Annotated in this window: 26 protein-coding genes; 25 read left to right on the top strand and 1 reads right to left on the bottom strand. The window is 35.3% G+C overall.

Annotated features, from left to right (window positions below; genetic code table 11):
- Nucleotides 1-112 precede the first annotated feature (112 nt).
- The 16 genes from ICG50_RS09780 (at nt 113) to ICG50_RS09705 (ending at nt 16350) form a co-directional block, all read left to right on the top strand.
- Nucleotides 113-1396, top strand: coding sequence for an MBOAT family O-acyltransferase (locus tag ICG50_RS09780; RefSeq protein WP_246448734.1), 1284 nt, complete (start codon nt 113-115; stop codon nt 1394-1396).
- Nucleotides 1397-1402: 6 nt separating this feature from the next.
- Entirely contained in the window at nt 1403-2311 is a 909-nt protein-coding gene (locus ICG50_RS09775; protein ID WP_187660730.1) for an SGNH/GDSL hydrolase family protein, read from the top strand.
- A gap of 127 nt (nt 2312-2438) precedes the next feature.
- On the top strand, nt 2439-2666 hold the full coding sequence (locus tag ICG50_RS09770) for an acyl carrier protein (protein ID WP_187660729.1): 228 nt from the start codon (nt 2439-2441) through the stop codon (nt 2664-2666).
- Nucleotides 2667-2699: 33 nt separating this feature from the next.
- Nucleotides 2700-3443 (top strand): SDR family NAD(P)-dependent oxidoreductase, encoded by a 744-nt coding sequence (locus tag ICG50_RS09765; RefSeq protein WP_187660728.1) that lies wholly within the window; start codon nt 2700-2702, stop codon nt 3441-3443.
- A 3-nt stretch (nt 3444-3446) separates the two neighbouring features.
- Nucleotides 3447-4079, top strand: coding sequence for a NeuD/PglB/VioB family sugar acetyltransferase (locus ICG50_RS09760; RefSeq protein WP_187660727.1), 633 nt, complete (start codon nt 3447-3449; stop codon nt 4077-4079).
- A gap of 20 nt (nt 4080-4099) precedes the next feature.
- Nucleotides 4100-5083 (top strand): 3-oxoacyl-[acyl-carrier-protein] synthase III C-terminal domain-containing protein, encoded by a 984-nt coding sequence (locus tag ICG50_RS09755; protein WP_187660726.1) that lies wholly within the window; start codon nt 4100-4102, stop codon nt 5081-5083.
- A gap of 2 nt (nt 5084-5085) precedes the next feature.
- The gene (locus ICG50_RS09750) at nt 5086-6159 is read left to right on the top strand and encodes a 3-oxoacyl-ACP synthase III family protein (RefSeq protein ID WP_187660725.1); all 1074 of its coding nucleotides are present in this window, start codon (nt 5086-5088) and stop codon (nt 6157-6159) included.
- Between the two features lie 90 nt (nt 6160-6249).
- Nucleotides 6250-6489, top strand: coding sequence for an acyl carrier protein (locus ICG50_RS09745; RefSeq protein WP_187660724.1), 240 nt, complete (start codon nt 6250-6252; stop codon nt 6487-6489).
- 10 nt (nt 6490-6499) lie between these two features.
- On the top strand, nt 6500-7255 hold the full coding sequence (locus ICG50_RS09740) for an SDR family NAD(P)-dependent oxidoreductase (protein ID WP_187660723.1): 756 nt from the start codon (nt 6500-6502) through the stop codon (nt 7253-7255).
- Nucleotides 7256-7266: 11 nt separating this feature from the next.
- Nucleotides 7267-8658, top strand: coding sequence for an AMP-binding protein (locus ICG50_RS09735; RefSeq protein ID WP_187660722.1), 1392 nt, complete (start codon nt 7267-7269; stop codon nt 8656-8658).
- A 31-nt stretch (nt 8659-8689) separates the two neighbouring features.
- Nucleotides 8690-9310 (top strand): MBL fold metallo-hydrolase, encoded by a 621-nt coding sequence (locus tag ICG50_RS09730; protein ID WP_187660721.1) that lies wholly within the window; start codon nt 8690-8692, stop codon nt 9308-9310.
- A gap of 42 nt (nt 9311-9352) precedes the next feature.
- Nucleotides 9353-9955: a sugar transferase gene (locus ICG50_RS09725; RefSeq protein ID WP_187660720.1), complete on the top strand. Its 603-nt coding sequence runs from the start codon at nt 9353-9355 to the stop codon at nt 9953-9955.
- Between the two features lie 27 nt (nt 9956-9982).
- Nucleotides 9983-11137: a DegT/DnrJ/EryC1/StrS family aminotransferase gene (locus ICG50_RS09720; RefSeq protein ID WP_187660719.1), complete on the top strand. Its 1155-nt coding sequence runs from the start codon at nt 9983-9985 to the stop codon at nt 11135-11137.
- A 36-nt stretch (nt 11138-11173) separates the two neighbouring features.
- A complete protein-coding gene (locus ICG50_RS09715; protein ID WP_187660718.1) occupies nt 11174-13120 on the top strand; it encodes a polysaccharide biosynthesis protein in 1947 nt (648 codons plus the stop codon).
- Between the two features lie 55 nt (nt 13121-13175).
- On the top strand, nt 13176-13946 hold the full coding sequence (locus ICG50_RS09710; protein WP_187660717.1) for a polysaccharide biosynthesis/export family protein: 771 nt from the start codon (nt 13176-13178) through the stop codon (nt 13944-13946).
- A 1-nt stretch (nt 13947) separates the two neighbouring features.
- Entirely contained in the window at nt 13948-16350 is a 2403-nt protein-coding gene (locus ICG50_RS09705) for a GumC family protein (RefSeq protein WP_187660716.1), read from the top strand.
- On the opposite strand, the gene ICG50_RS09700 is transcribed toward ICG50_RS09705, so the two are convergent.
- A complete protein-coding gene (locus ICG50_RS09700) occupies nt 16333-17070 on the bottom strand; it encodes a tyrosine-protein phosphatase (RefSeq protein WP_187660715.1) in 738 nt (245 codons plus the stop codon). The genes ICG50_RS09705 and ICG50_RS09700 overlap by 18 nt on opposite strands.
- 157 nt (nt 17071-17227) lie before the next feature.
- Here ICG50_RS09700 and ICG50_RS09695 point away from each other — a divergent pair, with 157 nt between their 5' ends.
- From ICG50_RS09695 to ICG50_RS09655, 9 genes are read left to right on the top strand one after another with little or no spacing between them, the layout of a single operon-like run.
- Nucleotides 17228-18082 (top strand): ABC transporter permease, encoded by an 855-nt coding sequence (locus tag ICG50_RS09695; RefSeq protein WP_187660714.1) that lies wholly within the window; start codon nt 17228-17230, stop codon nt 18080-18082.
- Between the two features lie 15 nt (nt 18083-18097).
- A complete protein-coding gene (locus ICG50_RS09690) occupies nt 18098-19360 on the top strand; it encodes an ABC transporter ATP-binding protein (protein WP_187660713.1) in 1263 nt (420 codons plus the stop codon).
- Between the two features lie 10 nt (nt 19361-19370).
- Complete coding sequence (locus tag ICG50_RS09685; RefSeq protein WP_187660712.1) at nt 19371-20135, top strand: FkbM family methyltransferase; 765 nt, start codon at nt 19371-19373, stop codon at nt 20133-20135.
- Nucleotide 20136: 1 nt separating this feature from the next.
- The gene (locus ICG50_RS09680) at nt 20137-21210 is read left to right on the top strand and encodes a DegT/DnrJ/EryC1/StrS family aminotransferase (RefSeq protein ID WP_187660711.1); all 1074 of its coding nucleotides are present in this window, start codon (nt 20137-20139) and stop codon (nt 21208-21210) included.
- A complete protein-coding gene (locus ICG50_RS09675; RefSeq protein WP_187660710.1) occupies nt 21210-21908 on the top strand; it encodes a WbqC family protein in 699 nt (232 codons plus the stop codon). Before ICG50_RS09680 ends, ICG50_RS09675 begins: the two co-directional genes overlap by 1 nt.
- A complete protein-coding gene (locus ICG50_RS09670; protein ID WP_187660709.1) occupies nt 21905-22540 on the top strand; it encodes a class I SAM-dependent methyltransferase in 636 nt (211 codons plus the stop codon). The genes ICG50_RS09675 and ICG50_RS09670 overlap by 4 nt, the downstream gene beginning before the upstream one ends.
- A 5-nt stretch (nt 22541-22545) precedes the next feature.
- The gene (locus ICG50_RS09665; protein WP_187660708.1) at nt 22546-23199 is read left to right on the top strand and encodes an acetyltransferase; all 654 of its coding nucleotides are present in this window, start codon (nt 22546-22548) and stop codon (nt 23197-23199) included.
- 2 nt (nt 23200-23201) lie between these two features.
- Nucleotides 23202-24128 carry a glycoside hydrolase family protein gene (locus ICG50_RS09660; RefSeq protein WP_187660707.1) on the top strand — a complete coding sequence of 309 codons (927 nt, stop codon included), beginning with the start codon at nt 23202-23204 and terminating at the stop codon, nt 24126-24128.
- Nucleotides 24129-24134: 6 nt separating this feature from the next.
- Complete coding sequence (locus ICG50_RS09655) at nt 24135-25922, top strand: hypothetical protein (protein WP_187660706.1); 1788 nt, start codon at nt 24135-24137, stop codon at nt 25920-25922.
- Nucleotides 25923-25981: the final 59 nt, after the last annotated feature.

Here is a 25981-nt window from a genome sequence, read left to right as displayed (position 1 = left end):
TTTCTTTCCAATTGTTTGTGTACTCTTTTTTGGATTTCCAACAAAATACAGATGGTTATTATTGTTAGTAGCGAGTTGCTATTTTTATATGTATTTTATTCCAATATACATATTGATTTTAGCTGGGACTATTGTAGTCGATTATTTTGCCGGTATACTCATTGAAAACAACCAAGGAACGAAAAGGCGGTTTTATTTAATACTAAGTTTATTGGCCAATATATTGGTTTTAGCCGTTTTTAAATATTATAATTTTTTCATAGAAAACATTGAAGTTTTACTGGCTGCCATGGGCAGTAAAAGCAATTTACCTTATTTGTCTATTTTATTGCCGGTAGGTTTGTCATTTCACACTTTTCAGGCAATGAGTTACACCATAGAAGTATACAGAGGCAATCAAAAAGCCGAAAAACATTTCGGAATCTATGCCTTATATGTAATGTTCTTTCCTCAGCTTGTTGCCGGACCGATTGAAAGACCACAAAATGTGCTTCACCAATTTCACGAACATAAAATTTTTACGTCTGAAAATTTTGTGAAAGGACTAAAGCTTATTATTTGGGGTTTTTTTATGAAAGTGGTGGTAGCAGACCGATTAGCACTTTATGTTAATGCAGCTTATAATAATGTAGACAATCACAATGGTTCAACACTCTTGTTGGCTACCGTTTTTTTCTCTTTCCAAATCTATTGTGATTTTGCCGGATATTCTTCCATTGCCATAGGTACGGCAAAAATTATGGGTTTTGATTTAATGACCAATTTTAACCGACCATATTTCGCCAAAACGATTTCTGAATTTTGGAAAAGATGGCACATCTCATTGAGTACTTGGTTTAGAGATTATTTATACTTGCCGCTTGGAGGTAACAAAGTCACAAAATACAGATGGTATTTTAATTTGTTTATAGTTTTCTTAATCAGCGGTATATGGCATGGCGCGAACTGGACTTTTGTTATTTGGGGAGCATTAAACGGAGGCTATTTAGTAATTGCTATAGTTACTCAAAAATTTCGTAACCAATGCAATGATGCTATTGGGTTGTCAAAAAATAAAACTCTATTTACCGCTTTTCAAATAATCACTACTTTTATTCTCAGCTCCTTTGCCTGGATATTTTTTAGAGCTAACAATGTTCATGATGCCTTTTTAATTGTAGAAAAAATCGGAACAACATTTTCAAAAGAATTATTTGTAAAATGGGATGTATTCTTTGGTGTTTTTATCGGGTTGTTTGTTTTGATTTTGAAAGAGTTCAAGGATGAGTTTTGGGTTAACAAACTTTCTTTTTTTAAAAAAGCAAATGTGAGTGTATTATTTTACGCCTTAATCGTGGCATTAATACTTTTGATGGGTGTTTTTGATGAGGGACAATTTATTTATTTTCAATTTTAAATTTAGATGAGAAGAGAAAACGGTATTTCAATTTTGAAAAAAGGACTATTATTTTTGGTGGTATTAATCGCCATTGATGTATGTGCCGGATTTGTTTTTGACGCCTTATATTCCAATGCTAAATCAGGAGTTGCCTATCAAGAGAATCAAGTTTTTAATAAAACAAAGGATAGTATTTTGATTTTCGGTTCTTCAAGAGCCGCTTTTCATTACAAGCCGGATGTTATAACAGAAAAGACTGGATTGACTTGCTATAATGCCGGTAGAGAAGGAATGGGAATTTATTTTCACTATGCTGCGCTTTTAGCCACTTTGGAAAGATATAGCCCTAAAGTTGTCGTTTTGGATTTAGACTTTAGAGATGTTTATGATAGAGGAGGAAATTTTGGAGAGGATGTTTTTAGTGATTTAGCTCCTTTCTATGGAAAAATTAATGAAGAATTTGATGATTACATCTGCAGAAATTGGTACGATGGTATTTTTTACCAATCCAATTTACTCAAATACAACAAGAAATTTTTTAATATACTCACGGCCAATGTTGTTAAAAACAATGATAACTTCAAAGGATATATTCCGCTAAAAGGAAAATGGAATGGAAAAGACAAGGTATTAAAAAATGATACTTTTACCATTGGATCTAAGTTAATCAAAACAATAAATTTATTTATCACTAAAGCCCAGTCCAAAAATATTAAAGTTATTTTGGTGATTTCACCAACGTTCAAAAAAATAAAACCGGAGTTTTTTACTATTGTCAATGAAATAGCTGCCCAAAACAAAGTCAAGCTGGTTGATTATTCTAATGCAGAAGAGTTTGTAAGCCAAAAAACTCTTTTTCATGATTCTGAACACTTAAACGATAAAGGAGCTTTTCTGTTTTCTAAAGAAGTGGCAAAGCAAATCAACCCTTAACAGTAACAATTTTAAAAGACTTTTAGAGTTTATCTTTTTAAGAGATAATATTAATGGTAGTATTCCTTTTTTTACTTTTGAATGATAATTTTTATACCTAGTTTAGCAACATAAAATGAGAGAACAAATGGAAAAAGAACTTTTTGAACAATTGGAAGATATTTTAGAATTGGATCCCGGAACTGTAGCACTTACAGACGCTTTCAGAGATTATGATAACTGGGATTCTATGGCTAATTTGTCGGTTATTGCCATGTTGGATGATTCTTTTGGCGTTCACATTGCCTCGCAAGATTTTAAAAATCTGGTTACCGTTGGTGATTTGGCTGAAGAAGTAAAAAAAAGAATGGCCTAAAAATTTATTCGAGGGTAATACTTCAATAATCCTATGAATTCACTTTTCAGTTTACATACTAAAACGATATTGGTTACCGGTGCTTCTTCGGGTATTGGTCGTTCTATTTCCGAAATGTTAGCCCAACAAGGTGCCACCGTAATCATGACTGCCAGAAATGAAGCCCGATTAGAAGCTACCATGCAATCCTTGCCTAAAGGAAACCATCACTATTTTTCTGCTGATTTAACTTCAGATGAAGCTATTAAAGAATTGGTAACCGAATTGCCTGCTTTGGATGGAATTGTTTTAAATGCCGGTATGGTTAAAACTGTACCGGTACAATATATCAAACGGGATGACTTGGATTATATGTTTGATCTGATGTTACACAGTTCCATTTTGTTACTCCAACAACTTTTAAAAGCTAAAAAGCTTAAACCCGAAGCCTCGGTATGTTTTATCTCTTCGGTTGCTTCTCAAAAAATAACTATAGGCAATGCTATTTACAGTGCTGCCAAAGGTGCTTTGAATTCGTTTGCCAAATCTTTAGCCTTAGAATTAGCGCCAAAGAAAATCAGAGTCAATGCCATTTTACCCGGTATGGTTCAAACCGGTATTTTAGAATCCGGAGCCGTATCCGAGGAACAATTGCAAGCCCATTTAAAAAATTACCCTTTAGGTCGATTTGGACAACCTGAAGACATTGCCGGTTTAACCGTTTATTTAATGGCCGACGTCTCCCAATGGATGACCGGAAGCCTTCTGACTATAGACGGCGGCTACACCTTGAAATAAAATATGAGAAACTTAGTAATAATTGGAGCCAGTGGTTTTGCCAGAGAAATGTATGATTTGGCTATGGCTTGCTATGGTGACCAATCTGATTTTAAGATTAAAGGATTTCTCAGTGATAATCCCTCTAACATAGCTGAAATGGGCTATCCGCCTGTATTGAATACCGTTTCAGATTATGAACCTGTTGAAGGCGATGTTTTTTTCTGCGCCATAGGCAATTTATACCACAGAAGAAAAACCGTTGAGATCATTCTGTCTAAAGGCGGAAATTTCATCAACCTGATTCACCCAACAGCCATTATTTCTCCAAGTGTAAAAATGGGAATAGGCGTGGGCATCAAATCCTTTTGTGTTTTAGCCAGTGATGTCACCGTTGAAGATTTTACTTTTTTACAAAGCTCTGTAATTATGGGACATGACGTTCATATTGGCCGTTTTTGTCAAGTCAATTCGTTTTCGTTTTTTGCGGGATACGTTCGCGTACACGATATGGTTTCCATCAATGCCGGTGTCAGAATTATACAAAATATAGTAGTGGAAGAAGAAGCTGTCGTTGGTATTGGCAGCGTAGTGTTACGACGGGTGAAAAAGAATACCACAGTCTTCGGAAATCCGGCCAAACGAATAGTAATGTAGGTTTGCAAACCCAAAAAAATATGTCTTTTTACCAATTCAATAACGTCAAAATTTCAGGTATCGCTTCGGCCATCCCAAAACAAGCACGTTCGGTAGATTTACAAACAGCCTCTGATTTAGGTTATGCTGCTGCAATTCATTTATTGGAAACCAAAAATATAGATAGAACCCAATTGGGATTTATCATTTTCCTAACCAAAACACCCGATTACAGAAGTCCCGCGTCAGCTATTGTATTACAACACCGTTTGGGACTTCCTTTAGATTGTTTGGCTTATGATATCAACTTGGGCAGTGTAGGCTTTATTGCCGGATTGCAATTGGGTTGTTCTTTATTGAATGGTTTGAATACTACTAAAGGATTAGTGATTATTGGCGATACCAACAGCAAGCAGTTAGCCGAAGACCATTCGCACTATACTGATTTTGGTGATGCCGCAACCGCTGTTCTTTTAGAAAAGAAAGAGGCTTCACTCATTTGTCTACAGTCATTTTCACAAGGAGATGCTTATGACGCTTATTTAATTCCGGGTGGTGCTTTCAGAACTAATGAAAAAAGAGCCCTTTATGACTTGTCTAGTCTACCGACAGCCGGAACGTTTAACCAATTGCAGTATGACAAGGAAACCATGCATCAATTCTTTGCCGAAAAAATTCCGGGTGATTTGACCGATTTTATGGCTAAATCCAATACTCAAAGTGATGCTTATGATTTGTTGGCTTTCCAGCAAACTTATCCTGAGATGAATCTGGAAATTATTGAAAAGAACGGTTTTGATTCCACTAAATTAGTATCCAATTTAAAAAAAATCGATGATTGCTCCGGTTCGTCTATTCCGTTATTGCTTTTGGATGTTACTGAACGAAAAAGAGTTTTATCTTGTGCTTATGGCGAAGGATTGTCTTGGGGATTTGCCGATTTTTATTTGGAAGCAGCTACGGTTTTACCCATAATTGAAACCGACGACTATTTTACCGAAGGTTTTGTAACCCATGATATTTAGCTATGTTAACAGGACAGTTTCAAAATATCAGGATAGCAGGTTTGTCTGTGGCAGTACCAACGGGTAAAGTGCCTGTTGAAGATTTTTATACTGTTTTCGGAGAAGAGAACGTAGAGAAATTTAAGGAAATGACCGGCGTTCATTCGGTTTCGAGAGCCCAACCTAACCAAACGGCTTCCGATTTAGGCTATGAAGCTGCAGTAGATGTTTTCAATAAATCAACCCTTGCCAAAAATGATATCGGAATTTTAATTTTTGTAAGTCAAAAACCGGATTATCGAGTGCCTTCAACAGCCTTTGTACTTCACAAACGACTTGGACTTTCTGAAAATTGTTTGTGTTTTGATTTAAATTTGGCTTGTTCAGGATTTATTTTCGGATTGCAAACGATACTTTCCTTGTTACAAAGTTCCGGTTCAAAAGCAGCTTTGCTCATCACCGGCGATACTTCAGTAAAAACGCTGTCTCCACATGACCGAACGATGGTTATGCTTTTTGGCGATAGCGGTTCGGCTACTTTATTAGAAAAAACGAACGATTCAACACCCATTAACTTAGCTTTTCGCACGGATGGACATCGTTTTAAAAGTATCATCACGCCATCAGGCGCTTACCGAAATCGATACGCACCCAAAGAACGTGAGGCCTGGAGCGACGGTATTTTACGCTCTGATTATGATACCCACATGAAAGGAATGGATGTTTTTGGGTTTTCGATTACCGATGTGCCTTTGTTGATGAAAGACTTTTTGACTATTCAAGAAAAAACACCTGAAGAGTATGACTACTTTATTTTGCATCAGGCTAATAACTATATACTAAAACAGCTGTCGCGAAAATTAAAAATTCCGACCGAGAAAATTCCGGTTTCACTGGACCGTTTCGGAAATAACAGTAGCAATTCGATTCCGCTGGTGTTAGCTGATCATTTTGGGTTGGCAAAGCAAGGGAATCTCAAGCTATTTATTTGTGGTTTTGGTGCCGGTTTGTCGTTTGCTTGCGGTGATTTGATTATAAATACGGCCGTCATCAATCCATTGATTGAAACCGATTCCTACTATAAAGAGGCCTATTGATTTTTGAGATAGTCGTTTGTTTTATAGGTAAAAACGGCTTACTTTTACCACTTAATTTTTTTAATAATACCGCCTAACCGTTAAATAAAAATGAGTGTCTTAGAAAATTACAATACTGTTTTTAGTTCCGTTTTTAATGTTGATGTCTCGGTTTTGAGTGATGATTTCAGCTCAACCAGTGTTGATAATTGGGATTCTATTACCCAATTGAGTTTGGTTACGGCCATGGAAGATGCTTTTGATATTATGCTCGACCCGGAAGATATTTTAAACTTCAAATCGTATGCGGTTGGTAAAGAAATTGTGGCCAAATATGGCGTAACCTTCTAAAACTACTTTCATGAAAAGCCACAGAATTCTAGAAGGCAAAATTTGCTTGGTGACAGGAACCAATCGTGGGATTGGGCAATCCATTGTGGAAAGATATGCCGAAGAAGGTGCTATTGTTTTTGCCAATGCCAGAAAAGAAGGTTCTATAGACGAATGGGCCCAAACCTGTTCAGAAAAATACAATACTACTGTAATTCCTTTATATTTTGATATCACTGATGCCGTTGCTTGTAAGGAAGCAATATTAAAAATCAAAGCGGATTACGGTCGAATTGATGTTTTAGTCAACAATGCGGGTATGGTTACTTATGAACTGTTACCCATGATTGATTTTAACCAACTCAGAACCATGTTTGATATCAATGTGATTGCCATGATTCAATTGGTACAGCTGGCTTCTAGGGTAATGTCGCGTCAAAAAAGCGGCTCGATAATTAATATGTCGAGCATTGTTGGTGTGCAAGGCGTCAAAGGTCAATTAGGTTATTCAGCAACAAAAGGTGCTGTAATTTCCTTGACCAAATCGGCTGCGAAAGAACTCATAGAACACAATATTCGTGTCAATGCCATTGCTCCGGGCATGGTGGGTACCGAAAGATTTACCCAAGTTTTTGAAGAAAAATTTAAAGATAAAATAACCAATATTGGCATCGGAAGATTGGCTGAGCCTAATGAAATTGCCAATGTTTGCGTTTTTTTGGCTTCAGACCTTTCCACTTATGTAACTGGCCAAATCATTGGCGTTGACGGTTCGACTTCATTTTAAATACAAAGTATATGCTTCTCCAAGCAGCGTTTATCCAAGACCAATCTACAGCATTTATTGATGTTGAAGGTAATACCTTAACCTATAAAGAATTGTCTGATTTCTCTAAGGTTTTCTTTAAGCAAATCAATAAGCGTACGTTGATTTTTATTTTTTCTGAAAACACTTTTGGTTCAGTTGCCGGTTATATTGCGACTTTAGAAAGCAAAATAGTTCCCTTGTTGCTTCATGCCGGAACCGAGAAATCCTTGAGAGATGCGTTAATTGCCCAATACCAACCCGAATATTTTTGGCTGCCTGAATCCATGGCGACCGAGTTTAAATATGATGTTGTTTTTAGTGCTTTAGGTTATGTGTTGTTGAAAAGCGATATACAACCACCGATATTACACGATGACTTATCATTGTTGTTGCCTACTTCGGGTTCCACCGGCAGTCCTAAATTGGTTCGTCACAGCTATCAAAATATTGAAGCCAATGCACAGAATGTTGGGAAAGTTTTTGATATCTGTACTAAAGACAGAGCTTTAGCTGTTTTACCGATGTATTATACTATGGGACTTTCAGTCATTACGAGCTATTTGTATGGAGGTGCTACTATTTTACTGTTTAATGGAAGTTTGACTGATGCTGGTTTTTGGAAATTTTTGAAGGAACAAAAAACAACCATTTTGACTGGCGTTCCGTATAGCTTTGAAATACTGTCTAAGTTGCGGTTTACCCGTATGGATTTACCCGATTTAAAAATTATTTCGCAAGGCGGAGGAAAATTGAGTGCAAACTTATTTAACGATTTTGCCGACTATGCTGAACGAACCGGGAAAAAGTTTATTGCCACTTACGGACAAACCGAAGGCACGGCAAGAATGGCTTATTTACCGCCTGAGTTTGCCCAAACTAAAATAGGTAGCATTGGAAAAGCCATCCCCAACGGGAAATTATATTTGATTGACGATAACGGAAACGAAATTTCGGAAGCTAATGTTCCCGGTGAAATGGTTTACAGTGGTCCGAATGTAACTTTAGGCTATGCTTACACAAGTGATGATTTGCAAAAAGGGGATGAACGCCAACAGGTTTTACCCACGGGCGATATCGCAGTCAAAGACCAAGACGGGTTTTTCTATATCGTCGGCAGAATAAGCCGATTCCTGAAATTATATGGTATCCGAATAGGTTTGGATGAAGTGGAACAGCTTATTTTTAAAGAGTTTGGAGTAGAAAACATTTGCACCGGTACTGATGAGAAAATGAAAATATATGTTACTGATGAGGCAATTTTAACTGAAGTTGCTTCTTTTGTCATACAAAAAACAGGATTGTATCATCAGTCCTTCGAAGTGCTTTTTATACCAACAATTCCCAGAAATGATGTGGGTAAAATCATTTACAACTTTGATTAAATACCATTCTTGTTTTTGAACAGCCAATAGTATGAAGATACACCAATATATTAATCCGCACAGGCTTTCCAATACATATGTTTTGGAGTTGGCTGATGGTAAAGTGGTTTTAATAGATGTTGGTAATTTTGATACAGCGCCTCTTTTGGCTTGGTTACAAGAGGAAGGAAAAGCCTTGACGCATGTGATTTTAACCCATGAGCACGCGGATCATTGTTGTGGTGTTGATGCTTTAGCTGAAAGTCATTCATTTCAATTAATTTGTACTTCAAAGTGTGAAGAAAATATCAGAAACTGTCGTCAAAATTTTTCTTATTACATAGAAGAAATTGATACTTTCGAAGTGGAATACAGAGATGTTTTACTTGTTAAAGATGGTGAAGTTTGCGTTATAGCGAATGAGTCATTTACTTTTATTGAAACGCCCGGACATAGTCCGGGTGGTCTATGTATATTGGTTGGAGATGTTATTTTTACCGGTGATACTATCTTAAATGGTGTAAAATCACCCCTTACATTTCCGCACAGTAACCGAAAAGAGTATCAGTCATCATTGGAGAAACTTAAAGGAAATTTGACTGAAGGAATGACTATCTATCCGGGGCATGATTGTTCTTTTTTGTTTGAGAATTTTAAAACGCTTTTGGTGTAAAATGCCTACCTTGCGTTAGGATTCATTGCTATATTTAATATAATGTATAAAGTTTTAGTTAAGCCATTATTTGATTTTTTATTTTCCCTTATGGGCTTGATTTTGTTGTTTCCTTTATTGCTTTTATTTACTGTTTTACTGTTTTTTGCCAATGCCGGAAAACCTTTTTTCTTTCAATTGCGTCCAGGAAAAAATGGAAAAATCTTCAAAATTGTCAAGTTTAAGACTATGAATGATAAAAAGGATAGCGATGGGAAATTGCTTCCCGATGCCCAAAGATTAACGGCTGTTGGAAGGTTTGTACGCAAAACTTCTATAGATGAATTGCCCCAATTAATCAATGTTTTAAAGGGCGATATGAGTTTGATTGGGCCAAGACCTTTGTTGACTACTTATTTGCATTTGTATAATGATTTTCAAAACCGCAGACACGAAATAAAACCAGGCATTACAGGTTGGGCTCAAGTAAATGGAAGAAATGCGATATCCTGGGATAAAAAATTTGAATACGATGTTTGGTATGTTGACCATATGTCTTTAAAGGTTGATCTCAAGATATTATTCAATACTATTTTAAAAGTATTTAAGAGAGACGGAATTAATACCGCCAATGCTGCTACAACGGAGCCATTTAGCGGAAAATAAATTTAAAATCATTAAGTAAAAATAACCATGACACAATCAAAAATTTGGCTTTCTTCACCGCATATGGGTGGTAACGAACAAAAATTTGTAAAAGAAGCTTTTGATACCAATTGGGTGGCACCACTTGGCCCAAATGTAAACGGATTTGAGCAGGATTTGGAAATTTTTTTGAATGACAACGTTCATGTGGCCGCTTTGAGTTCGGGGACAGCAGCCATTCATTTGGGTTTGATTTTACTAGGTGTTCAGGCGGACGATGAAGTTCTTTGTCAGAGTTTTACTTTTTCAGCCTCGGCCAATCCTATTCTTTATTTGGGCGCGACACCGGTTTTTATTGATAGTGAAAAAGACACTTGGAATTTGTGCCCGGATGCTCTGGAAGAAGCCATTAAAGATAGAATTGCTAAAGGTAAAAAACCCAAAGCCATCATAGGGGTTCACCTTTATGGTATGCCTTTCAAGATAGATGAGATTAGAGCGATAGCCCAACGCTATGAAATTCCGATTTTGGAAGACAGTGCCGAAGCCTTGGGAAGTAGTTATAAAGGAAAAAGATGTGGGACATTTGGTGACTTATCAATATTGTCTTTTAATGGCAATAAAATTATAACGACCTCCGGTGGTGGTGCTTTGGTTAGTCATTCATTGGCTAAAAAAGATAAAGCCGTCTTTCTTTCTACTCAAGCCCGAGATAATGCACCCCATTATCAGCATAGCGAGATTGGCTATAATTATCGCATGAGTAATATTTGTGCCGGGATTGGAAGAGGACAAATGGAAGTGTTGGAAGAGCATGTTACTCTTAGACGAAAAATGCACGATTTTTATCAAGCTTATTTTGCGGATAAAAAAGGAATCAGTGTTTTTATGGAGCCTAGTTCGGATTATTATTCCAATCATTGGTTAAGCAGTATTACTATTAATCCCACTATTGCCGGTAAAACCAGAGAAGATTTGAGGTTGTTTTTAGAGCAGCATCACATTGAATCTAGACCCCTTTGGAAACCCATGCATTTGCAACCGATTTTTGCCAATTACCCTTATTATGGGACTACTATAGCGGAAACGTTATTTGATGAAGGACTTTGTTTGCCTTCGGGATCTAATTTATCTGACGCCGATAGGTTGCGATTGAAAATAACTCTTGATGATTTTTTTAACAATTCAATCTCTGTAAATTAAATTTAGTTTAATTTTGAACCATTGACGATTTGACGAATGAATAAAACTATTTTTAAAGAATTAGAGCGCAGTATTTTCAACAAAAAATTCCAAAACATAGGTTACCTACCTCGTTGGATTATTTTTGCTATTGATGTTTTTATTGTTTCTGTCGCTTGTCTGATTACCACCGTTGTTATTGACAGTCTTTCGGTAGTTTTTATCAGTACTTTAGATGTGGTTTCGTTGAATATCATCATTGTTTTGGTCAATGCTGTCTTTTTTATGATATATAGGACCTATTCAGGTATCATAAGGCATTCTACATTTATAGATGGTATTAAATTATTAGTGGCCACTGCGTCCTCTTATTTTATATTACTTTTCATCAATATCGGTTATTATTTTATTGCCCATAAAAAGCTGTTTTTGTCTACGGGACTTTTCATCACTTTTGTGATTTCTTTTTTACTGTTGTTTTTGTTCAGAATAATGGTTAAAAATATATTTGAAAAGTATTTACAAAGTGATGACAAAAGAAAATTAGTCAAGGCTGTAATTTATGGCGCTGATGCCAATGCAATTTCGGTGGCCAATGCGCTTAAAACAGAGAAGCCTTCCCGCTTTAATTTGGTTGCTTTTATAGATAAATACAAAACCACCAAAACCTCCAAAAGCATCTTAGACTTGCCTATAGTCAATCAGTCCAGAGATATTCATGTTATTTTGAGAAGTTTAGGCGCTGAGGCTTTAATTTTAGCCGAAAAGAGTCTTACTAAGGAAGAAACCATTGCTATAGTTGAGGAATGTTTGGAATACAACTTTAAGGTTTTTACGGTGCCATTGATTACTGATTGGGAAGATCAAAAGCAAATTTCCAATCAACTGAAAAACTTTGACATTGAAGACTTGTTGCATAGAAAACCCATAGTTTTAGATAGTAAGACCATTTCCTCTCAAATTAATGGAAAGACCGTTTTAATTACCGGTGGTGCGGGTTCTATCGGGAGTGAAATTGTTAGGCAAGTGATTCATTTTTCACCTTACAAGATAATAATATTAGACCAGGCAGAATCGCCACTTCACAATTTGCAATTAGAAGTTTCAGACCTTGCCAAAAAGGTGAAAATAAGAACAGTTTTAGCCGATGTTAAAAATTTTGAGGAAATGGAATATGTCTTTGAGACCTATAAACCTGATTATGTTTATCATGCTGCTGCCTATAAACATGTTCCTTTAATGGAAGAAAATCCGGCACAGGCCATTTTTACCAATGTCATCGGGACTAAGAATCTTGCCGATTTGTCAAGTTACTATAAGGTTGAGAAGTTTGTTTTAATATCTACTGATAAAGCTGTAAACCCAAGTAGTGTTATGGGTGCCAGTAAAAGAATTGCTGAGAAATATGTACAGTCTTTGAATTATCATTTGATACAAAGTCCAACTAGTAACACTACTAAATTTATTACCACAAGATTTGGGAATGTGTTGGGTTCCAATGGTTCTATAGTTCCTTTGTTTACCAAACAAATTCAAGAAGGCGGACCTTTGACCATTACGCATCCTGAAATTATAAGGTATTTTATGACCATACCGGAAGCCTGTCAATTGGTTTTAGAAGCCGGTGCCATGGGTAATGGAGGTGAGATTTATATATTTGATATGGGAGAACCCGTTAAGATTATAGATTTGGCCAAAAAAATGATTCGATTGGCCGGTTTTGTACCCGACAATGAAATCAAAATCAAGATTATAGGTTTAAGACCCGGAGAAAAATTATATGAAGAGTTGTTAAATGATACTTCCAAAACATTACCAACCCACAATGAAAAAATAATGATTGGACAAGATCAGTTTGATGATTTTGAAGAAGTTAATGTCCTTATTTCACAGTTGATAGCTACCGCTAAAATGTCTACCAGTGCCGAAATCGTGGGGTTGATGAAAAAAATTGTGCCTGAATTTAAAAGTATGAATTCGGTGTTTGAGACCCTTGATCAATAGTTTAGGTACTAATCAATTATAAATTATACTATATTTACATCCCAATACTTGCCCTATGAATTTTAAAACATTTATAAAATCACTCTTTTTATTGGTTTCTTTAGTCTTGGTTTCCTGTGCTTCAAGGAAGGATATTGCTTATTTGCAAAATGTAGATTCGCTAGGGAATAATAAAGAAACTTTGAATTATGAACCCAAGTTACAATTCGATGATTTACTTAGTATCATTGTGTCGGCTGATCAACCTGAACTAACGATTCCTTTTAACATGCCCCAAATTCAAGGCAATTATCAGATTAATGAAAATCAGGATGGTATTAAGACCTATTTGATTGATGCCTATGGATTCATTGAGTTTCCGGTGGTTGGTAAAATAAAATTGGCCGGACTCAGTCGTTCAGAAGCCGTTACTAAATTGCAAACCGCTGTTAAAGAATACATCACCAATCCGACCATCAATTTGAGAATTTTAAATTACAAAGTAACAGTTTTGGGAGAGGTATTAAAACCTGGTAGTTTTAAAATTAATAGTGAGAGAATCACGCTTTTGGAGGCTATAAGTCAGGCCGGTGATTTGACCATTTACGGCAAAAGAGATAATATTTTGGTAATCAGAGAATCAGATGGTAAAATGACTTATAACCGAGTGGATATTACCCAAGCCAATTTTATCAATTCTCCTTTTTATTATTTGTCACAAAATGATGTAGTGTTGGTGGAGCCTAACAAAACCAAGATAAATTCTTCGGTAATTGGACCTAATGTGACTACTATAATCTCTGCCTTATCCCTTTTAGGAACTATTTTAATCATCCTTACCCGATAGTATGCAAGATCAATCTTCCTTTCGACCAGCTCATCATGACGACAGTCTAGACTTAAGAGAACAATTTGATAAATACATTAAGTTTTGGCCTTGGTTTATTATTTCTGTTATTTTTTGTATTGGGATTTCTCTTTTATATTTGAGATACACGGTGCCGCTTTACCAAGCTAGCGCTACTATTTTAGTAAAAGACGAGAAGAAAGGAAGTTTAGAGTCAGAATTGTCAGCTTTTGCCGATTTGGGATTGATGAAAGGAATGAAAAGCAATGTGGATAATGAGATTGAGATTATTAAATCTAGGTCTATTATTAAAGCTGCTGTTAAGAAATTAAATTTCAATGTTTACTATTATGTTGAAGGTAGGGTTAAAATTAAAGAGCTCTATGAAGACAGGCCAATAGATGTTTCTTTTTTTGAGTCGGATGATACTTTTTATACCAAAAATCAATCCTATTTAATTAATTCCAAAACGGAAAGTACTTTTGAAATGCAAACTGTTGAAGGGAAATCGATTGGTGTTTTTAAGTATGGTTCAACCATAAGATTACGCAATTGCAAGATGGTAGTACTCAAAAGAATGCAGTCTGCTAAATTAAACAAGGAAGCTTTCTCTGTTACAGTAAGTGTTAAAAATCTTGACAATGTAGTTCAGGGCTACAAAAGTAGGCTTACAGTTGTTCCATTAAACGACAAATCCAGTGTTGTAGAGCTAACTTTAAATGATCCTGTGGCTTTGAAAGCAGAAGATTTGCTAAACACTGTAATAGCTATCTATAATCAAGATGCCATTGATGATAAAAATTATATTTCTAAGAATACCCAAAAGTTTATTGATGAACGTTTACAATATATTACCAGAGAGTTAGGGGATGTTGAAAAAGAAGGCGAAAGTTATATGACTTCCAATCGATTGACCAATATTACTTCTGATGCCGATTTGTTTATACAAAATTCTGTTGATTTTGAAAAAGCTTTAATTGAAACCGAAACTCAAATCAAAGTAGTATCAAGTATGTTGGAATATTTGAATCGTTCTTCTCAAGATGATATTATACCAAGTAATCTTATTCCATCGGATAAAAATGGCGGAAACAGTAATGCTGCTGATTTAATCAATCAATATAATGGTTTTGTTATTGAGAGAAACCGTATTGTGAACGGAGGCGGAACTCCCAAAAATAGTGTAGTAATCAATTTGAATAACAGAATTGATGATATGCGAAAAAGTGTTAAGGAGAGTTTAAATCGTTTAATCGCTTCTCTTAAGATTAGAAGAGCTGATTTGCAAGCGCAGGATACTATGTTAAACGGAAAAATTTCAGAAATCCCTAAACAAACCAGAGAACTTAACGTTATTGGAAGACAACAAAAAATAAAAGAATCATTATATCTGTATTTGCTTCAAAAAAGAGAAGAAGTTGGTATTTCACTTGCGGTTACTTCTCCGAAAGCCAAATTAATTGATGAGGCAAAGTATGCGAATTCCCCAATATTTCCGAAATCCAATATTATTTTATTGGTTGGTTTAACTTTAGGATTGATTATCCCTTTTTTAATCATTTATCTTTTAAATCTCCTTGATACCAAAATAAAAAACAGACAAGACATAGAGGAAAACACTACCATACCGTTTTTGGGAGATGTACCTAAATCTGATTCTGAAGACGAAATTATTAGTGCTTCCAGTCGTTCAAGTTCTGCTGAGGCCATTAGGATCATAAGAACTAACTTGGAATTCATGTTGAATGCTGTTCCTGAACACAAGGCAAAGACTATTTTTGTAACTTCCACCATGCCTAAAGAAGGTAAAACTTTCGTAGCCATTAATCTTGCCAGTACTATAGCACTTACCGGTAGAAAGGTTTTATTGATTGGACTTGACATCAGAAATCCGAAAATAGATAAGTATTTGGATGTTCCTACGCAAAAAGGGCTTACCAATTATATTGTCAAACCGGGACAAAACGTAGATGATTTTATTACCAAACTTGATGCTTTTGACAATTTATATGTTTTACCTTCCGGTGTTATTCCACCCAATCCTGCCGATTTACTCTTGAGTCCCAAAGTGGATGAAATGTTTGAAATTTTGAAACAACAATACGATTATATCGTTGTGGATACCGCACCGGTGAGCTTGGTTACCGATACATTATTAGTCGCCAAACATGCAGATGCTTTCATTTATATTGTTAGGGCTAATTACCTTGACAAGCGATTGTTAAAAATTGCAGAAAGTTTTTATCAGGAAAAAAAATTGCCTAACATGTCTATACTACTCAATGATACTGTGTGGAGAAAAACTTATGGCTATGGCTACGGCTACGGCTATGGCTACGGCTATGGCTACGGTGTTGAAGTAGAAAAAAAATCTTGGAAAGATAAGTTATTCAAGAAAAAATAAATTATTGTGAATGGCCTTCTCTAATTGGAGAAGGCTTTTTACTTTTACTTTGTTCTTAAAGGCATTAATGTGGTTTTGGTGGTGAATATCACTTCCCACAAAATCGTAATAATCATTACTTAATAACTTATCAGTTATCAACCTCACATTTTTACCGTAATAATCTACCGTTGCTATTAAATTTAACTGAAACAAGCAACCGGCGTTTTTTAGTTTGTAGTATTCTTTAAAGTTTAGGTGGTAAAATAAGTAACGCTCCGGATGAGCCAAAATAGGTTTATATCCGGCCAATTGGATTTCGAAAATAATATCGTACAATTGAATCGGTGGACTTAAATAAGACATTTCTACCAAGACATAATTGTCTTTTAGGGTTAATAACTTTTCAGTTCCTATTCTTTTTAGAAAACTATCATCCATCATGTATTCTGCTGCCGCTTTGAAAGAAGTTATTTCGTTTTTCTCTTGTAAATAATTGGATACCTCTAACTGTTTTTTTAAGATTGAACTTTCGCTGTTATTCCAAACATTGGAAATGATATGCGGTGTAGTGATGATGTTTTTAAACCCCATTTCACTCATTTGATGGATTAATGCCAAACTGTTTTCCAAGCTAGTCGCTCCATCATCAATGCCCGGAAGCAGATGGGAATGAATGTCTATGTGATTGTTTGGAATTAAATCACATAAAGTAGGTTTTGGTTTGAAAAGTTGAATCAAAATGAAGCGTTTATCGGTGTAAAATTAATCAAATTAAAGTCGATTTTTGTATTTTAAAGGAATTAGTAAATAAAACAACTCAAATCTTTCTATGGGGTTTGCTAATTTATATATTTGCAATTACTAGTTAAAATAAAACTTTGTTTAAAAAGTATAAATGAAAAACGATAATCAGTCTCAAGATTGGGATTTAGTAATTAAAGGACATACTTCACTTTTTGATGTTAGATTAAAAGAAGTTTGGCATTACAGGGATTTATTGTTTTTGTTTGTTAAAAGAGATTTTGTTACCGTTTACAAGCAAACTATTTTAGGACCATTGTGGTTCTTTATTCAACCTTTGTTGACGACTATCACTTTTACCATTGTTTTCGGAACTGTAGCTCAATTGTCTACGGATGGTGCGCCCAAAGTCATTTTTTATATGGCGGGTATTACGTTATGGAATTATTTTTCGAATTGTCTAACCAGTGTGGCCGGAGTTTTTAATGCTAATGCCAGTATTTTTGGCAAAGTATATTTCCCCAGATTAATTATGCCACTTACGGTTGTGATTTCTAATTTGATGAAATTTGGCGTACAGTTTCTATTGTTCCTTTGCTTTGTTTTGTATTTCGTGTTGCAAGGAAAAATTGCCCCTAATTTTTATATAGTATTAATGCCCGTAATTATTCTTTTGATGGCTTTAATTTCTATGGGTATAGGATTGATTTTAACGGCAATGACTGCTAAGTATAAAGATTTGACTCAGTTGATTGCTTTTGGTGTTCAATTGTTTATGTATGTCACTCCGGTTATTTATCCGAGTTCATCTATACCGGCAGCCTATAAGTGGTTGGTCAATTTGAATCCTTTGGTAAGTTTGTTTGATTATATGCGGTATGCTTTTTTGGGGATTGGTGAGTTTTCATTGTTGTCTTTGGTATATCCCGGTCTTTTTTCAGTAGTGATTTTAGCACTTGGGGTCTTGGTTTTTAATAAAGCGCAAAAAACATTTATAGATACAGTTTAGGAACGGCAAGTTAAAATGAGTAGAGTAGTAATTAAAGCGGAAAATATTTCTAAACAATACCGATTAGGGCTTGTAGGTACAGGAACGGTTCGAGATGATTTGAAGCGTTGGTGGCACCAAGTTCGAGGTAAAGAAGATCCTTTTTTAAAAATAGGAGAGGCCAATAATCGTTCTTCAAAAGGAAATAGTGATTATGTTTGGTCGTTGCGAGATATTAACTTTGAGATCAATCAAGGAGATTCCGTTGGGATTATTGGGAGAAATGGTGCCGGGAAAAGCACTTTGTTGAAAATATTAAGTCAAGTGACTCAACCTACTACTGGAAAAATTTATACCAAAGGCCGAATAGCTTCTTTGTTGGAAGTTGGAACCGGTTTTCATCCCGAAATGACCGGAAGAGAGAATATTTATTTGAATGGTGCTATTTTAGGCATGCGCAAGCATGAAATAGCCCGTAAGTTTGATGAAATTGTCGCTTTTTCTGGGGTTGAAAGGTATATCGATACTCCGGTAAAAAGGTATTCTTCCGGAATGTATGTGCGTTTGGCTTTTGCCGTAGCAGCACATTTAGAAAGTGAAATTCTGATTGTTGACGAAGTTCTTGCCGTTGGTGATGCTGAGTTTCAGAAGAAATGCTTGGGCAAGATGAATGATGTTAGTAAAGGAGAAGGAAGAACAGTATTGTTTGTAAGTCATAATATGGCGGCCGTAAAGAGTTTGTGTAATAGAGGTATAGTTTTGGAAAACGGTTTGATTATCAAGGATGATTTAGTAGAAAATGCAGTAGCAACTTATCTTACCGGTAATTTCGGAACACAAAACTATAAAATATTCAGTAAAGAATATGACACGAAAGATTTTACTATACACGAATTAGGTGTCAATCCTGTTGAAAAATCGCCTGATTCTATATTAGATGAATACCAAAGTATCGAATTCAATATGTTGTTTACACTGAAGAACAGTACTAAAAATTTGCATGTCACTTATGTTTTAAATAATGAATACGGAGAAACCTTGTTTACCTTTTCTCACAGCAATAGCGGTTTAAAACTAAAACAAGGTTTAAATAAAATTAACTGTACCTTACCGGAAGGATTTTTGAATATTGGTTCTTATTATTTAACGGTTTACCTCATAGAGAATTCAAAAACTACTTTGTTTGTAGAAAAAGATATTCTAACTTTTACCATTCAAGAAGGTGAGCGGCCTATTGGTTCATGGATGGGTAAAGAACCCGGATTTATCAAACCAAAGTTTCAATGGATTATCGAATAAATAACAAAGTATGATTAAGAAAATAGTTAGAAAATTAATTTTAAAACGCGGATTCGAAATTAAGAGAGTCAATACCCGTTCCCCACTTTCTGATGTCAACAGTAAAGATTTTCTTTTGCATAATTTTTACAACATCTTAACCCAATTGCAATTTTATCCCAAGCATATAGTGGATGTTGGAGCTAACCACGGGGCATGGACCAGAGAAACCCTAAATTATTTCCCGGATGCTGTTTATACCTTGGTAGAACCACAATATTGGTTGCAAAGTTCGCTACAAGATATTTTAGATACCCAAAAAAATGTTAGTTTTTACCCCTTTGGCGCGGGTGAACAATCGGGTTCGTTTGAATTTACTATCTTAGATAGAGATGACAGTTGTTCGTTTCAATATTCAAAAGAACAAGCTGAAGCCATGGGTTTAAAACAAATTACATTGCCCATCATCACCTTAAACGAATTGCTTTCGGAAAACCAATTGCCCATTCCGGATATTATCAAAATTGATGCAGAAGGACTTGACATTCAAGTACTGAAAGGGGCCAGCGATTATCTCGGTAAAACCGAAATTATCATGGTTGAAGCCAGTGTTGTTAATAAGTTATATGACAACAGTTTTCTTAAAATAGTTAACTTTATGGATGAGAAAGGCTACCGTCTTTTTGAAATAACCGATTTAAATCGCCCATTTAAACTCAATGTTTTATGGTTGGTTGAAATCGTTTTTGTGCTAAAGGACGGCGTTATTGATAACCAAGTTATACCCAAAGTTTAAAATGATTAATGTTACCAAGACTTTTTTTCCACCCCTTGATGAATATACTGTGCAACTAAAACGTATATGGGAAAATCAATGGTTAACGAACAGAGGGCAATTGGTTTTGGAGTTAGAAGATCAACTAAAAAAACATCTGGCAGTTACCCATATCATTTTGATGAATAATGGTACCATACCCTTGCAAATTGCTATGAAGTTATTGGGTAATGGCGGTGAAGTCATCACTACTCCCTTTAGTTATGTAGCCACTACAGCCGCCATTGTATGGGAAAATTGTACACCGGTCTTCGTAGATATTCATCCGGAGTATTTGACCATTGATGAAACTAAAATTGAAGCCGCTATCACCGATAGAACTACAGCTATAATGGCCACTCACGTTTTTGGCAATCCTTGTAATGTAGCCGCTATTGAAGCTATTGCCCAAAAGCATCACCTAAAAGTGATTTATGACGCCGCTCATGCCTTTGGGGTAACCTATGAAGATAAGTCCATCTTTGATTATGGTGATGTGAGTACCTGTAGTTTTCATGCCACCAAACTTTTTCATACCGGTGAAGGTGGTGCCATATTTTGCAAAGACCCCAGTTTAGCCCATCAGATTTTTTACAGCCATACTTTTGGTCATTTGGGACCTATAGATTACTATGGAGTTGGCATAAACGGTAAGATTTCCGAATTACAAGCGGCAATGGGATTGACTGTTTTACCTTATGTTGCTGAAATTGTCAAAGACCGAAAAGCAGTAGTTGATTTTTACAATACCCATTTGGATTTTTCAAAATTACAATCTTTGAAAATCAGAGAAAACACACAGTGGAATTACAGTTATTATCCGGTTATTTTTGAAACAGAAGCACAGTTATTGGCTGTTCAAAATGCGTTAAATGCTGAGGCAATTTATCCGAGACGTTATTTTTATCCTTCTTTAAATACAATCGAATATACTAAGGGCGGTTCCATGCCGATTTCTGAAAGTATAGCCCAAAGAGTTCTGTGTTTGCCTTTGTATAAGGAATTGTCCGCCGTAGAAGTAACGCAAATTGTTACCATTATCAATACCAACTTATAATGAAAGCAGCTATAATGCAGCCTTATTTTTTTCCTTATATTGGCTATTTCCAATTGCTGAATGCCGTGGATACTTTCGTGGTTTATGATGATGTTAATTTTATAAAAAAAGGGTGGATTAACAGAAATAATATTTTAGTGAATGAAAAGCCATATTTATTTACAGTAGCCCTAAAATCGGCTAGTCAGAATAAATTGATTAATGAAATTGAACTGGATGACCATTCGAATTGGAGAACAGCCCTATTAAAAACGATTCATTTGGCTTATGGAAAGGCACCGTTTTTCGGTCAAGTTTTTCCTCTTATTCGAGATATAATAGAACAAAAAGGAACTAATCTTTCCGAATGGATAGTTTATTCGTTACAGAAAATAAGCTCTTATCTATCGATTGAAACGAAAATTATTATTTCTTCGGAAATTGAAAAAGACAATAGTTTAAAAGGACAAGATAAGATTATCGAAATTTGTAAAAAGTTGGATGCCACTCATTACATCAATGCTCTAGGCGGATTGGCTTTGTATGACAAGAGTACCTTTTCAGCAAACCAAATGACTTTGCAATTTATTCAATCGCATCCTATTGTTTATACACAATTTAAAAATGCTTTTGTGCCACATTTGTCCGTCATAGATGTAATGATGTTTAATGCACCGGAAAAGGTAAGGCAACTTTTAGACCAATATGAACTGATATGAAAAAGAAATACGATAAAATTATTGCACATTATGAAAGCTGTTTGGAAAAACACGGCGACAATCATTTAGGGGTTGATTGGCCAAAGTTGGAAGATGTTGACAAACGCTACAAGGTGATGCTTGACATTGTAAGATTGAATGAGAGCAATGACAATTCAGTTTCTTTGTTGGATTTTGGTTGTGGTACAGCCCATCTTTTAGCTTACATGCAGCAATATAATTGGCAAAATATAGTTTATTCCGGGTTAGATATTTCTGAAAAATTTGTTAGTATTGCCCAAGAAAAGTATCCTCATAATACTTTTTATTGTATCGATATTTTAGAAGAGAAGGACAGCTTGCATTCTTTTGATTACATCATTATGAACGGTGTTTTTACTGAAAAAAGAGAATTGTCATATGAAGAAATGTGGGACTATTTTACTGAGATGATCAGCATCATTTATAACAAATGCAACAAAGGTTTTGCTTTTAATGTGATGTCCAAAAATGTCGATTGGGAAAGAGAAGATTTGTTTCATGTTTCTCACGATGCGTTGAGTCAATTTTTATGTCAAAATCTGACCAGAGATTATGTCATCAGAAATGATTATGGTTTGTATGAGTATACCGTTTATGTATTAAAAAAATAAGCAATATGGCAAAAGTTATCATTTTTGGAATCCAAGATTTTGCAGAATTGGCCCATTATTATCTCGAAAATGATTCGGAACACGAGGTTGTTGCCTTTAGTGTTCATCAACAATATATTCCTGAACCTCCTTTTTTTCATGGCCTGCCTATTGTGGCTTTTGAAGCTGTTGAAAAAGAATATGCTCCGGGTGATTTCCAATTTTTTGCACCCATGGCACCTCAGGAGATGAACCGATTAAGAGAAAGTATCTATAATGCCATCAAAGCCAAAGGATATAAGTTGATTAGTTATGTGAGCAGTAAAGCCACTTTATTCCACAATCCGATAGGTGATAATTGTTTTATTTTAGAAAACAATACCATTCAACCTTTTACCACTATTGGTAATAATGTGGTGTTGTGGAGTGGTAATCATATTGGACATCATTCGGTAATCAAAGACCACGTGATGTTCACTTCTCAAGTGGTGTTGTCCGGACATTGCGTTGTGGAAAGTTATGCTACTTTAGGTGTTAACGCTACCATTAGGGACGGAATTACCATAGCCGAAGGAACTTTTGTGGCAATGGCAGCTAGTATTATTAAAAATACAGAGCCTTGGTCAATGTACAAAGGAAATCCTGCGGTGAAATCTGAAAAATCAACTAAAAGCTTATAATTATGTGGCAAAAGAAAGGATTACTTTACAACGTAAATGCTGCATATGATTGGAATAAAAGTCATGCTCAAGTACCGGTTGCCGATGTCCTTTTAGACCGCATCAGAATTTATTACGCCACAAGAAATTCAAATGGAAAAAGTACCATTTCTTTTATAGAAGTGGCTAAAGATAATCCGAACAAAATTCTATTCGAAAACAATCAACCTCTATTGCCTTTCGGGAATCTTGGCGCTTTTGACGATTCGGGTCTCATGCCTTCTTCGATTCTAAACGTAGGCGATAAAAAATATTTGTATTACATCGGTTGGACGACAAGACAAACGGTACCGTTTCAAAACGCTATCGGTTTGGCCATCAGTGAAGATGGTGGGAAAACGTTCCAAAAAGTTTCTGAAGGACCCATTATTAGTGTAAATCATATTGAACCTTATTTTTCAGGTACTTCGTATGTTATGATTGATAACGGAGTCTTTAAAATGTGGTATTTGTCATGCATCAAATGGGAGATTTTTGAAGGTCAACCGGAACCTATTTATAACCTCAAATATGCTGAATCTGCAGATGGCATACATTGGAAACAAACCGGGACAGTAGCTGTTGAATTGGCAGAAGACGAAGGCGGATTGGTCAGTGCCTCTGTAATCAAAGCCGATACTATTTATAAAATGTGGTTTGGCAAAAGAAAAAAAAGCGATTATAGAACCAACACCCATAACACTTATCGCATTGGCTATGCCGAATCAACCGATGGCATTCATTGGGAACGAAAAGATGATTTATCGGGGATTGATGTTTCAGCAGAAGGTTGGGATGCTGAAATGATTTCCTATCCTTGTGTTTTTAAAACCGAAAATGAATTGGTTATGCTTTACAATGGCAATGGTTTTGGAAAAACCGGATTTGGCTATGCCTTATGGCAAGAATAATTGATGATGAAACTAAAAAATAGTATTTTAAAGTTTATCAACCAATTGAAGACTTATAATTGGAAAACCATCTTAGTTGGTGTACTGTTAATAAGTATCGTTCTTCATTTTTTATACATGTTTGATTTAATTCAAAACCGTATCATTAGAAGATGGATTATTAAAGTTTCCTTGTCCTTATTTTTTATTTCCACATTAGTATTAATTATAATTTTAACCCGAAAAAAGATTAGTCGCTGGCTTTCAGTAACGGTTAATCCTGAATTAATGGTTATAACCAGAAAATTGTATGCCGTTCTTTGTCTTTTTTCAGCAGTTCAACATTTTTCTTTAATTCAGCATGGATTAGAACCCTACAATTTACTGCTTTTGGGAAGAGAGATTCCCAGTGCGGAATCCTATTCATTATCGGCAGCCTATATAGTTGCTTTAATAATGTTGTTTATAGGTTATAAAATTCGACTTGCTTGGATTTTGGTTTTTTTATTTGGTGGTTTGATCATACCTTTTTCTTTAGAGATATTCTTAAAGAACATTTTTAATTTTTATGCCATTTTTATTTCAGTCGATTTATGGAAAGGCAAGAAAACTAATGAAGGTTCATGGGCGATAGTTTTAATGTGTCTTTCAGCCTGCGTTTTGATGAGTGCTGCTGGTTTGCACAAACTTTTAGGACCGGTATGGCAAGAAGGTTTAGGGTTTTATTATTCCTTAAATATCGCTTATTTCCCAGACAGGTATCTTTGGGATTTGTTGGATTATAAAGGACTAATGTACTTTTTTAATTGGGCTACAATTATAGTAGAGATAATAGCACTTCCCTTGTTTCTATTCAAGCGCACTTGGCCTTTGGTTATTTGGTGTTTTCTTGGATTGGCCTTATTTTTATCATTCGCCATGTCAGGAATTGGCATTATGGGCGGACCGATAGTGTTCTGCATGATTTTATTGTTTTTGTCTTTAACCCAAATTCCGGTTAAGATAAGTCGTTTCCTTTCAAAGAAAAACCATCAAGCAGAAGAAAGGCTTAGCCCAAATGTCACCCCTTCTTTTTTAAGTTCTAACGGGGTGGCGTTGCTTGTTTTTTGGTACACTATTTTATTAACTTTTAATGTCTTTTTCAGAGATTACCGATTAAATAAATTTGACAACCCACCTGTTTTTAGTTATTTTGAAAATAGCAAGCTATCAAAAAACAAACCCTTAAATCCTATTGCTTATAAATTAAACTTCATAGACCAAACGTTTATAACGCCTATTAAACCTCACAAATATTGGCAATTTACTTGGTCAATACCGCTATTTAATTACCATCATTTGTTTGATAGACTTTATTTTAAAGTTATCTTTACAGATTATGCCAACAAGGAAGTTGAAATAATTAATTACTTTGATCAAGATGGCGCAATTAGTGAAGTTCATCCCTTGGTTGGCAATGAACGATTTTTGTTGAGTTGTTTTAGAATGATGGATGCCGTAAGGTCAGAACCTTTTTTGTCGAGTTCTCAATTGAATTTACCTATGGAAAAGGAGTTACAAGGCATTATCAACTATTCGCTTAATCATCAAAAGGCAAGTCAGTACAAGAGTGCCACAATTTATATAAAACCGATGCGCCAGCCTTTTAGTTATAAAGGAAATTGTAAGCCATGGATTGAAGATCCTTGGATAGCGTTTTACCATTTTAACTTGAAAGATAAAAAGGGAAAAGTAGTGAATAAACCCAGTATATTTGAATACGATAAATTAGAAATAGACGCTTTTAAACAAAAAATAATTGTTCCTAAATTTTAATTGTTTTGAGTTTAAAATGATAATTTGGCACAGTTAGAATCAATTTTAATTTTTTTTGG

This window comes from Flavobacterium buctense, assembly GCF_014486695.1.
Taxonomy (GTDB): Bacteria; Bacteroidota; Bacteroidia; order Flavobacteriales; family Flavobacteriaceae; genus Flavobacterium; species Flavobacterium buctense.
This window is presented reverse-complemented; position numbering and strand designations above follow the sequence as displayed.